This window comes from Clostridiales bacterium (assembly GCA_012512255.1).
Lineage (GTDB): Bacteria > Bacillota > Clostridia > Christensenellales > DUVY01 > DUVY01.
In genome coordinates this window covers 1-12144 of sequence record JAAZDJ010000018.1, presented here as the reverse complement: position 1 = coordinate 12144, position 12144 = coordinate 1, and the positions used below count along the sequence as shown (strand labels likewise).

The window sequence follows — 12144 nt, the reverse complement described above, 5'->3', positions numbered from 1 at the left end:
CACTTTTTAAACATCCTCTTCGTTCCTGCAGACTATCAAAAAAGTATCGTCCCCCGCTATGCAGCCCAAAACGCCGTCGTAACCGGATTTGTCAACCATGACCGCGGCGGCGTTGGCACTTCCGCTCAAAGTTTTGACTACTATAAGGTTATTGGCGCTGTCAATTGAAATAACCGATTCCCTAAACAAATTGGTCAATTTGACGCTTATATTGGAATTGCCCGTTTTTTCAAGCGCGTATTTATACTTTCGCGACTCGCCCAAAACCTTAATAAGCCCTAGTTCTTTTATGTCTCTTGAAACGGTCGCTTGAGTGACATTGAAATTGACTTTTTTGAGCTCGGCGACAAGTTCTTCTTGCGTTTCAATATCTTTTTTTGATATAATCTCCAAAATCTTGGTTTGCCTAGAAGTCCTTCCCATCATTCCTCCTTGTTTATGCTCCATTTATTGAGCTTGGATAATAATTTGCCGTAAAAATCCGACGGTTTGGTCTTTACAAACCCCGCCATTTTTTCGTGCTTGGCTATTTGGATTTGCTTTAGGTCGTAACCAAAAACAGGCACTCCGTCGGCAATCAAAACGGCGTCGGGCGAGGCCGTGTTGACCTTAATGTTAATAACCTCGTTTTCGCCTATAACGATAGAACGGCTTCTTAGCGAATGCGAACATACGGGCGTCAAAACCAAGCCTTTTATAACCGGGCTTAAGATAGGACCGCCCGCGCTTAACGAGTAAGCCGTAGAGCCCGTCGGGGTGCTGACTATATAGCCGTCGGCGTTATATCTGTCAATAAGACTATTTTGAGCGTAAACATCAAAATTGATTATACGCGCTGTCGCCTGTTTCAAAAGGACAATCTCGTTGAGCGCCAAGACATCGGCCTTCCCGCTTTTTAGGTTGAGCATTGAGCGGTATTCAATAGTGAATTCATTACTTTTTAGGGCTTTGGCGGTTTTGTCAATCTCGTGGATTTCGCTTTCGGTCAAAAAACCCACATTGCCTATATTAATGCCCAAAACGGGCTTGTCTTTTACCGCGCATGGCTTTACTATGCTCAAGATAGTGCCGTCGCCGCCCGCGACCGCCAATATATCGTTAATGTCTATAAGGGTTTGCAAATCGTAAGATTCAAAGCGTTGAAACCAATCATCAGCTTGAAAAAGTTTTTTTTCTATGCTGACTTCAAGACCATAGTCTTTGAAACAAAGCAGGGCTTTTTTGGAAGCTTCTATTGCGTTTTTTTTGTTTAGGTTGGCTAAATATCCTATTTTCATTGTTATAATTATACAGGAAATTAAATATAATTTCAATTATTAAATCAAGAACGGTTTTTAAAAGCATAAAAATAAAGGGCGGTTTTTATAAAGCCGCCCTTTTTAATAATTAAATTTACAGCTTTTTATATAACTTGCGAGGATTTGATTTTTAGAATTACATTGATATCAACGCCTTTTTCGCTAGCCGCGTTTTTGAGGTCTTCCCATTCTGAAAAGCCATGAAAATCGGTAATAAGGTTGGGATTTTGATATGAGCTTACTTGGGCCGTCAAGTTAATAGTCCCGCTATAAACCGAATCCCTGCCCGTAACCGTAATGGTGCTTTGGCCTTTAAGGTTTTGGATTACCAAATTTGGTTTGGCGGTAGAGACATCTATCTCTTGGGTGACTCTTTGGCCCCGATTATCCGTGGTGGTAATTTTAATCTTAGAAATAGTTTTTGCGTTGGTAAGTTCCAGATCATAATAAAACTTCGTATTGTTTTGGATATTGGGATAGCTGACAGTAAATGTCTTAGATTTGTCTTCTGTGGACGCTGAGATATTGGTTAGTTTGGCCAATTCATTGCCTCTGGAAAAATCCGAAGAAGAACTGCTAACCGTCTTTTTATACGCGCGCATGCCAGCGTCCCATTTGTAACCGCTCAAATCAAAGTATAAATAATTAAACATGTCAAGGTCTTCTATAATCCAATAACTATTGTTAATATCCTTTAAATAGACAATAGAATTTTTGGTTAAATAGTCTTGGTTTTGCGCGCCCGCGTAGTTATAGCCATAATCTCGCCCTGTCATAGAGAATACGAACAACAAAACTAAACCGATTAATGTTATTACGCTTATTCCAAAATAATTTTTATAAACTCTGGGGCGTTTTTCTTTAAATATCTTTTTGACTGTGCGTTCTTCAAATTTGCCTTTTTTGGCCTTGTGTTCTATTTTTTCTGTTACCGCGCGCTCTATCCTAACCGTGCGCATAGGCAGTTTCTTTGCCAATCTGTCCAGCCAAGGCGCCAAATAATTAAAGTATGGCGTAATAAAGCCGTGAGTTGACACAGTAAATATAATAATGGTCGGATACATATAAAATCCCATAGTCTGATAAAGCACAAGGCTCGCGCCAAAGGTTATGGGTATGGTCAAAATCAAAGGGACTATAAACAACAAAATCCTTTCAAAGTCCATATGATATTTTTGCCTGAATTTGTCCCTTATAAATATCATGACAAGGACCGCTATAAGCTCCAAAAACGCCGTAAACATAAACACATAGGCCAGTTTAGGGATAGCATAACCTAGTATTACGCTGATTATTGTCCAAATAATGATATTTCCCCTTACGGCGTCCGCGGCGCGAATTTTAAACAATCTTTTTAACAAAGAGAAAGCCGCAATTGATAAGGCTACGCTTATGAAAGAGAACGAGATTATCAATCCAATGGACGAACGTAAATAAGTCGCTAATGAGTGAATATTTAAAAAGCCCATAGCCGCCAAAAGGCCGCCTACCGCGTAATAAACGCCTATGCTCAATACAAATGTGACCAAAATCGCCAAAATCTGAACAATAGAGCCTTTCAAAGCGTCCAATATAGAAAACGATTTTTTCTTTTGGTTTATAACAAACACAACGCCTGCCAAAACCAGCAACAGCGAAGCCAAGACATAACTGGCTATATCGCTATAACTTACTATTCCGCCTAAATAAGAAAAATTAATAGACTGGCTGCCTTTTAGCAATTTATTTAGGTCATATGAAGCAAGGCTGTTGGCCGCGCGGACTATGACCGCACCCGTTTGGGACAACAGCTTTGAGTTAAGGTTGTCCAGTCCGTCAATCGCCATATTTTCTGTGGTGGAATTGTCAATATTGGCGAAGTTAAGCGCCGGCTTGTCTTGGAAAATGTTATAGTCAAAAATCCTGTCTTCAAACAAGCCAAAAGCCTGCCCTACCGAAGCCGCGAAAGCCTTTTTGTTGACTTGGGCCCATTTTGACGCTAATTTGGACGCGTTTTGATTGGTTTGAATTAGAGTAAGGGCGCCGCCCGAGCCTAAGGAGTCAAAAGCAAAAGCCGCTTTTACCCTAGAATAAACATCGTTAAAGCCTTTGTATTTTTCCCTGAACGCGTAAGCGCCCAAAGCGTTATACTCGCCTCCATCCGCAAATACAAACAACAGCGAGTTAGTGTTGTCGCTTATGTCTTTTAATTCCCTTACGGATTCCAGCATCGCGCCTATAATCGCGAGATTGTTGGCGGAAGGCGTGTAAGACTTTGAGTCATAATGCGATATATACATTATCGTGTCCGAGTCTAGCTCCGACACATCTTTGCCTACTTCGTCTTTTGAGGGTATATAAACTATGATGTTGGTTAATTTAACCTCTGCTGTCGCGATAAAACGGTCTTGAATAGCTTGCTCGGCATACCAATCGTTAATTTCTTGCGAGTTAAGGGTAGTTTCCATTACCGAGTAAGCCGCTTTTGACACCGCGCCCGATGTCAAGGTTTGGCCTTCCGCGTTTGCGTAAGTATTTATTTCTATCAAATCTAAGTCCGTTGCCAACGCGGTATCGGTTATATAATCAATAGCCCTTTGGTGATTTTCATTGTCAAGATAAATATCCCTAGTCGGCGCCTCGTCCAAAATGTTCTTTACATGATTATACGCCTTAGCGGTGTCTATATAGCCTTTTGCGTTAACGCCGCAAAAATCCACGGCGGTAAATATCAAAAACAATACAATCAAAATCGCCAATGACGAATAGTATATCGGCTTAAAAACCTTCATCATGCCCTCCGTAGCAACCTATGTATGAATTTAAAAAAACTAAAAAACAATCTGACGCTATCAGTTTGCTTCCAAATAATATTACCATAATCAACCAAGATTTACAAATAATTCAATCTAAATAAATATAATACCTTTTTATTTAAAAATGGTTTATTTGATAATTATTATCAAATAAGTGGCGTTATATAACTTATTAATTTTGCTCAAAAATGTTTTGCAAAAGCTGTTCGTCGCCAAGAAGCTTGCCCGCGCCCAAAATCACGGCATAAGACGCGTCCGTGACGACTTTTACGGCTATTTTGAGCCTTGAGCCCAAAAACTGCTCAATGCCTAGGATATTTGCCGCGCCGCCCGTGAGAAAAATGCCGTTTTTATAAATATCGGACGCTATTTCGGGCGGGCAAACATTGATTATGGATTCGGCCGAGAAGGCGATTTTTAAATAAATCGGCTCAATGGCTTCCTTTATGTCTTTGGCCGTCACTATTGTGTATGAGGGGTTTTGGGTTTTTAGATCCATTCCTGAGACTTTGATTTCGGCCAAATCATTGCTGTATAGCGAACCGATTTCTATTTTTAGTCTTTCGGCGGTGGTTTGACCTATTATAAGCCCGTATTTTTTCTTTATATGTTCTATAATGGCGGCGTCCATCATTATACCGCCCGCAAAAACGCTGCATCCCGAAATAATGCTGCAATTGCTCATTACGGCGATGTCCGTCGTGCCGCCGCCTATATCTATAAGCGCCACTCCTTTGGAAGATTCCAAGGAAAGCCCTATTCCCAATCCCGCAGCTATTACGCTTTCCATCAATATTACCTCGTTGATGCCCGCTTTTAGACAAACGGTTTCATAGTCTTTTCTTTGCTGCTTGGTCAGTCCGCAAGGCACGCACACGATAGCCCTTACGCGCATCAAAAACCTGCTTTTGATTACCCGCTTTAAAAAAGCTTTTAACATTGCTTGCGCGGCTTTTTTGTCGGTTATAATTCCCTCTTGGATAGGCGATACGATAATCGTCTTGTCCGATGTTTTGCCCTGCATTTTTTTCACTTTGGAACCGGCTTCAATGACATTTTTTTCGGACACCTTTTCCAAAAACGCTATTTGAGACGATTCCTTTAAAACGATACCTAGGCCTTCAATATAAATAGAAGTGTTTGACGAGCCCAGTTCCAAAGCCAAATTTATCTTTGACACAATATCCCCTCCAAAAAGCTAAGCATTTGTTTTACTTTCTCGGCAGGAAGTCCCAAAATATTGGTATAACTGCCTGTATATTTTATATCCCAAATATCCTTTATTTCTTGAATGCCGTAAGCGCCCGCCTTATCGTAAGGCTTGTATTTTTCTATATAATCCAAAATATCGCGCTCGTCCAAATTAGGAAAAGTCACAAAAGACTGGTCGTAGTCCGTTATAGTCCTTTGCGCGCTTACAAGCGCCACGCCCGTTATGACTGCGTGGGTTTTGCCGCTTAGTTGTTTTAATGTCTTGAAAGCTTGTTCTTTGGACCGGGGCTTGCCTAAAATTTTTTTATCCAAAAACACCAAAGTATCAGCCCCCAGCGCTATATTGCCAAATTTTTCAAACACGGCTTGCGCTTTTTTTAGGGCCAAAGAAACGCACAAATCTTCCTTGTTAACATCTTGATTGATTTTTGGCTCTTCGTCAATGTCCGCGGGAATTACTTCAAAATTAGCTATGATACTCTTTAGTATTTCAACGCGCCTTGGGGACGCGCTCGCCAGAATAAGCTTCATAGATATGATTATAACATAATTTGATATCTTTTAAAATTATTATTAAATACAAAAAAACGCCTTGTTGTTTTAAGGCGTTTAAGATTTTTTGGATATATATCAAGATTTAAAAATCATATAAAATACGCGCGCTCATTGCTTGTTAAGCAAATCCATATCATTCAAATCAGCAAGATTTAAAAATCATAAAAATACGCCGCAAAATATGTAAAAAGTAAAAATTCCCAAAAATGTTCATTAAAGATATTACAATCGCTATAGCGCTTATAATTATGGCGGGTTTTTGCTGTTCTTTGTTGGCGAAAACAAATGACACAATGCCCAAAATAATGCCTATATGGGATTGGAAAACAGCCAATACCAGCGCGATTATAGCCAATATTAAGCTTAATTTGGTCGCGCTTTGCGAACTTGCGTCCAATTTGGATTTATTTTGGTCAAATTGTCTTTGGTCAAAATGATAGATTGGTCTATTAACTTGGTTAATAGGCCGCTCTATTTTCTTTCCGCAGTTTATGCAGAAGTTATCGTTGATTTCTGTGACCGCGCCGCAAAACCGACAAAACATATATGCTCCAATTTATTTCGTGATTATATTATACCATTATATATCCGGGTTTTCATTAGAAAAAAATAAAAAAAATATACTTAAAATATGATTTTAAGTTGTTAAAAAGTAAATGAATATAAGAATTATTGTAAACATTTGACTAATTTAGATTATAATGTTATGTTGTATCTAGAGCAAATTTTGTAAAAGTAATTCTTAGGTGGGAAAAGATGAAAAAAATAACCGCTGTATTGTTATGTTTTGTTTTGTTTTTTGGTCTTGTAGCGTGTCAATTTACGCTTAGGTTGCCTGTCTCGGAAGATTATCTTGATAGTTCTTTGAGCATTGACGAACGGCTTGATAATTTGCTAAGCCAAATGACGCTGGATGAAAAAGCGGGGCAGATGGCGCAAGGCGATCAAGCCAATGTTTCCGTTCAAGACATGAAAAATTTAGGATTGGGCTCTATATTAAGCGGCGGCGGCTCTATACCTAACAATGATAATACGGTCGCAAGCTGGACTCAAGCTGTAAAAAATTACCAAGAGGCCGCGCTTTCTAGAAGGCTTAAGATTCCTTTTATATATGGCATTGACGCTGTCCACGGGCATAATACCGTAACGAACGCCGTTATTTTCCCGCATAATATCGGTATCGGCGCCGCCAATGATATCGAATTAACCAAACAAATGGGCGCCTATGTCGCCCAAGAACTTAAACTTACTAAGACTATTTTTAACTTCGGCCCGTGCGTCGCGGTAGCCCAAGATTTAAGATGGGGTCGCACATACGAGAGTTACTCCTCGGATCCCGAGATAGTGACTGACTTGGCGCTTGCTTTTATGGAAGGCCAGCAAAGCGAAGGCATACTCGTAACCGCCAAACATTACGCGGGCGACGGCGGGACCGAATTTGGCACGGGTAGGAATAAGTTGATTGATAGAGGCGATGTTACTATTGATATGGATGAGTTTAATAAGATACATCTTAACCCATACAAGGAATTGGTTGACAACGGCGTAAAATGCATTATGGTTTCTTTCAGCTCTTACAAGGGCGTTAAGATGCACCAGCATAAAGAACTTATAACCGATGTCTTAAAGGGCGAATTCAGCTTTAAGGGATTTGTAATCAGCGATTGGGAAGGCGTTTTGGAAATAGACGAACCAACCTATGATCTAAAGGTAGCCGCGGCTATAAACGCCGGCGTTGATATGTTAATGGAACCTAAAACATTTAAGGACGCCATAAACGCGATAAAACGCGGCGTAAAAGAGGGCAGAATTCCTGAGGCAAGGGTTGACGACGCCGTATCAAGAATATTAAGGGTGAAGTTTGAGATGGGTTTGTTTGATGACCCGTATCTAAAAAATCTAGAAATCGGCATAAACGAATTGGGCGACGCTTCGGGTCGGGCTCTTGCCAAGCAATTGGTACAAAAGTCCCAAGTGCTTTTAAAAAACGATAATAATATTTTGCCTTTTCAAAACGGTCAAAAAATATATGTCACAGGACCCGCCGCCGACGATATAGGCGTTCAATGTGGGGGCTGGACTATTAATTGGGAGGGTTTTAGGGGCGATTCATTCACAAAAGGAACATTTGTGCCGTCGTCAGTCTCTTTAACAACTAATTTGCGTTTTAGGGGCGATTCATTCACAAAAGGAACATCCATCTTGAAAGGACTAAAAGATATTGCATCTAAATATAATATTGAAATCATTACAGACCGAAAACAAGCGGATCAAGCAGATGCGGTCTTGCTTGTTATAGGCGAACAGCCTTACGCAGAGTTCAAAGGCGATACCGCTAATCCTTCCATTACAGGCAATAAGGCTTTGACGGACAATGAAAACGCTATTAATCGCGCCAAAAGCGTAAACAAGCCAATAGCAACCGTTATTGTGGCGGGACGCAATGTTTTGATTGGTGATTATATTGACGAATGGGACGCCGTGGTTATGGTTTACCTGCCGGGCACAGAGGGCGACGGCGTGGCTAGCGTTTTGGTGGGCGAAGTAGGTTTTAGCGGAAAGCTTCCCATGCCTTGGTATAAGACAGTAGACGATATAAAGAAACCTAACCCCGATTTGTTGTTTGATATAGGACACGGGCTAACGACGGAAGCAAAAGCGTAAATTGCAAAGCGCCGTTAAAACGCTGTCATTTGATGATAGGCAAAAAATCGGCGTGCTTGTTGTAGCGAAAACAAACTTGCCGATTTAAAAGCTTGACAACGCGCAACGGCGCTTATAATCACAAGACAACGAGCAAGGCTTGGAGGGATAACGCGCTCAATGCAAGCGGCGGCTGTTAAGCCAATCCACCCGCAGCGCGAATGGGCGCGCCCAAGAGGCGTAGCCCTCCCCAACGCGAGGAGAATCTCAGCGTTCATTTCCCTTATCATTATATTACCTTTAAATAGAAAACTAAATAAGGAGCATAAGCAATGAAACAAGGCATAATTGACAAAATCATATTAGCAAGAGACAAGATAATTAACGCTATGTTTATGACGCGAGACAAGGAACCATTTTGGGAATTAGCAGCTGCCAATAATTGCATATCGGAAGTTTTGCAAATCTTAAAAAATGAATCAAAAACAGGAAATATGACGAACTATGCTTAAAATATAACTGAAAAAAATAAAGAATAATGACTTAACGATTAAATTTTTAGCTTAAAATAAAAAATACCGTCTAAAAACTAGACGGTATTTTTTAAAGGGATATAATATTACTTAAATCAGCCATTACTTCTTCGGCGATAGAATTATCCACTATATCGCTGAAATTGACCCGTTCTTGCAAGGAATTAGCGTTTTCCATTATGTCTTGCAGTCTGTCAAAGGCGCTCTGGCTCATAACGAGCGAATCCGCCCAAGCGTCTATATTGCGGTAATTCTCAATAACATTTTTCAGCGTCTGGAAAGTTATAGAGGTAAAGGAAGGCTCCAAGGCTTTTGCGGCATCGTCCAATGAAGAGGTCTTGATATAATCGTATCCTTTTTTTATGGCCCTTAAGAATTTTTTGACCGTTTCAGGATTTTTTTGGATATAGCTCTTTTTGGCGGAGAATGCCGTATAGGGAACTTCGCCGCTTTCAACGCCTACGCTTGCCACTATATAGCCTTTGCCTTGGGCTTCAATCTCGCTGGCTAGCGGCTCAAATAAGGTGGTATAATCCACGCTCTTGTCGGCTTCAAAAACAGGCCTCATCATATCAAACGCCACCGTAGTGTCAAGGTCAATATTGACGCCGTCGTATAAGCCATGCTGATTGCAAACATATTCCAAAGTCATCGCGGGCACTCCCCCGGGCCGTCCAGCCAAAACCCTTTTGCCTTCCAGCTTGGACCAAGAAAAATCAGGGTCGGGCTCCCTGCCCACCAAAAACGAGCCGTCCCTTTTGGTCAATTGCCCTATTATTACGGGATAGTCCGTAGTGCCTTGGATATGGACATAAATCGTAGCCTCGGGTCCCATTAGTCCGATATCGGCCGAATTGGAAGTCAGCGCGACCATTACCTTGTCCGCCCCGCCCGAATTGGTAAGCTCAATTTTTAGCCCTTCGTCTTTAAAATAACCCAAATTGATTGCCGCATACATAGGCGCGTAAAAAATGCTGTGGGTGACTTCGGCCAGCCTTATGGTTTTGAGTCCGTCGTCTTTTTAGCATCCTATTATGGATAATGGCAAGACAAACGCCATAAGCGCGCAAACAAAAAAAGTAATTAGTTTTTTCATTATTTTCCTCCTGTCGGTTTCTAAACTAATTACATATTATTCAAAAAAATTTTTTTATGTTAAATCTTGGGTTTTAGGGTTTTTTAGGGCTTTTTTAATCTTTTTTCGGGCTCTGAGATAAAATATTAGCACCGAAAAAATATAAACAAGCCCTATTGCGCCGCTGATGGGATAAAAGGAATCCACGATGTTTTTAAAACCCAACCTTGAAATTACAATGCCCGCAAGCAAAACTGCCGATAATGACAGCGCTTTATTTTTGATAAAACTTCGCATCCATGAATTGATAGTATAAGCGGATGTCAAAATGGTGGTAAAAATACCCGTCCAAATAATAATGCCCGCGACAAAAGACATGTTCATCCGCGCGGCTATTTCCATGACAGGCATTTGGGAATTATAGACGTTAAGACCGGCTCGCATTATGGCGGCTGTCATAATAGCGATAAAAAAACCTATGACCAAACTGCCCGTGGTCGCGCCCTTGATTTGTTCCCTTAGCGGCAATTTTATCGTTGTGATAACGCCCGCGGACAGCATTATGTTCATGGACACATAAATAGCCGCGAAAAAGATTATCATGCCGATATCGCTTGAATAGTCCGTTTCGTATGGAACGGGATGAGTAAGGCTAAAGATACTGATAACCAGCGCCATATACAAAATAACCGGAACCAAAACGGCGTTGACATCCAACATGGTTTCAAAACCTTTGTAGATAATAACAAAAGCCAATATCGCGGTTAATACGCTTATCGCGGGCAACCCGTCAAAAAATAATTCAAACAAAGAGTCGCTGCCCGCGAACATTGTCGCCAATATTATTAGATAATTAAACAGCAACACAAAATCTATGACAGGCGAAAATTTGCCGAAAACGGCGCGGTTAAAGTCTTCTATGCTGTCGGGACGGATTATAGCTCCCGCCGACATAAAAAGCGCCAAAGACAAAAACAACAAAACCGCGCATAGCGCGGCAATGGGTATAAAGGCGTATCCGAATTTGCCAAAGAATGTTATGAGTTCTCTGCCTGAGGCGAAACCCGCGCCCACAATTGTGGCGACTATCAGCATCCCCACCCTAAAAGACCGCCAAAAAGATTTTTTCATTATTAACAATATATTAACGCCAAGATAGATTAATACATTTTAGCAAAACACGAAAAAAGACCCGACGCCTTATATTTTTTAAAAAACGCCAGGTCAAATTATTTAAAGGCCTATATTGCTAAAATTTTTAAAAAAATCAATGGTCCAACAAGTAAATTATCTTTTGGACCGCCGCGGGCAAATACGGGGACAGCATATTAAGCGCGTCTATAAACTTATTAAAGAACTCTTCGTCTTTTTGGTTGTTTAGAACTTTTTCTTTAAATATCCCAAACAGCCTCAACGCTTCGGGTTTACGCTTAATCACAATCCCGTCTTTTGCGTTATTGATGCTTGTCTCAAGCTTATTCAAAAGGTCTTTGATTTCTTCGGTATGGTCTTGTTTGCCGTCGGTGAGTTCGTATTGGGCTTCCCTGCACAAAACCTCATATTCGGCATCGTCGGCCTGGACTTTTATTGTTTTTTTGTCGGGATTGATAGATTTGATTTCGTAAATTTGGTTGGTTGAGATATCTATAAGCCTATCGTTGACGGCTACGGGATCGTTTAGGCGATATGATAAGGTTTTTTGAACGGAATTGATTTTGGCGTACATTTTCCTTTTTGTGTTTTGGTTGACGAATAAATTGGCTTGCGCCTCAAAAGCCGAAGACTTAAGCTTTTCGATTTTGGCTTGGTCGGCAAAACTGCGGATGGAATCCACGATATTTTGTTTGAGCTTGTCTTCTTTGGGAACTTCTTTTTTGTTGATTATGTTTTGTTCCACAGCCTCCCTAAAAGTGTCAAATTTTTGTGTGCCCTTTTCATCAATTCCCTTTTTGTTTGGTGTGTCGCTCATGATTTTTCTCCTAATGTATTTTATATAGTGTAATTATAACAAATTTTAATAGCATACACAATAT

The 12144-nt window shown here is 40.6% G+C and carries 10 protein-coding genes and 1 pseudogene; 2 read left to right on the top strand and 9 right to left on the bottom strand.

The annotated features are described in order from the left end of the window. Positions 1-6: 6 nt before the first annotated feature. From argR to GX756_00880, 6 genes are all read right to left on the bottom strand, one after another. The gene (argR, locus tag GX756_00905) at positions 7-423 is read right to left on the bottom strand and encodes an arginine repressor (GenBank protein ID NLC16427.1); all 417 of its coding nucleotides are present in this window, start codon (positions 421-423) and stop codon (positions 7-9) included. Further along, positions 423-1277 carry an NAD(+)/NADH kinase gene (locus GX756_00900; GenBank protein NLC16426.1) on the bottom strand — a complete coding sequence of 285 codons (855 nt, stop codon included), beginning with the start codon at positions 1275-1277 and terminating at the stop codon, positions 423-425. The genes argR and GX756_00900 overlap by 1 nt, the downstream gene beginning before the upstream one ends. 125 nt (positions 1278-1402) lie before the next feature. Then, a complete protein-coding gene (locus tag GX756_00895) occupies positions 1403-4072 on the bottom strand; it encodes a Zn-dependent exopeptidase M28 (GenBank protein NLC16425.1) in 2670 nt (889 codons plus the stop codon). A 193-nt stretch (positions 4073-4265) separates the two neighbouring features. Then, entirely contained in the window at positions 4266-5273 is a 1008-nt protein-coding gene (locus GX756_00890) for a rod shape-determining protein (protein NLC16424.1), read from the bottom strand. After that, positions 5261-5836, bottom strand: a complete 576-nt coding sequence (gene maf / locus GX756_00885; GenBank protein ID NLC16423.1) for a septum formation protein Maf — start codon at positions 5834-5836, stop codon at positions 5261-5263. The genes GX756_00890 and maf overlap by 13 nt, the downstream gene beginning before the upstream one ends. Positions 5837-6002: 166 nt before the next feature. Next, positions 6003-6404, bottom strand: a complete 402-nt coding sequence (locus tag GX756_00880) for a zinc ribbon domain-containing protein (protein NLC16422.1) — start codon at positions 6402-6404, stop codon at positions 6003-6005. A gap of 212 nt (positions 6405-6616) precedes the next feature. Between GX756_00880 and GX756_00875 the strand changes: the two genes are divergently transcribed. After that, positions 6617-8524, top strand: coding sequence for a glycoside hydrolase family 3 protein (locus GX756_00875; GenBank protein ID NLC16421.1), 1908 nt, complete (start codon positions 6617-6619; stop codon positions 8522-8524). A 311-nt stretch (positions 8525-8835) separates the two neighbouring features. Next, on the top strand, positions 8836-9015 hold the full coding sequence (locus GX756_00870; protein NLC16420.1) for a hypothetical protein: 180 nt from the start codon (positions 8836-8838) through the stop codon (positions 9013-9015). Between the two features lie 91 nt (positions 9016-9106). Here the strand turns inward: GX756_00870 and GX756_00865 are convergent. The 3 genes and pseudogenes from GX756_00865 to GX756_00855 all read right to left on the bottom strand — a co-directional run bounded on the left by GX756_00865 (position 9107) and on the right by GX756_00855 (position 12080). After that, positions 9107-10132, bottom strand: a pseudogene (locus GX756_00865) (ABC transporter substrate-binding protein). 54 nt (positions 10133-10186) lie between these two features. After that, on the bottom strand, positions 10187-11242 hold the full coding sequence (locus GX756_00860) for a hypothetical protein (protein NLC16419.1): 1056 nt from the start codon (positions 11240-11242) through the stop codon (positions 10187-10189). Positions 11243-11378: 136 nt separating this feature from the next. Next, positions 11379-12080 (bottom strand): hypothetical protein, encoded by a 702-nt coding sequence (locus tag GX756_00855; GenBank protein ID NLC16418.1) that lies wholly within the window; start codon positions 12078-12080, stop codon positions 11379-11381. Between the last annotated feature and the right edge of the window lie 64 nt (positions 12081-12144).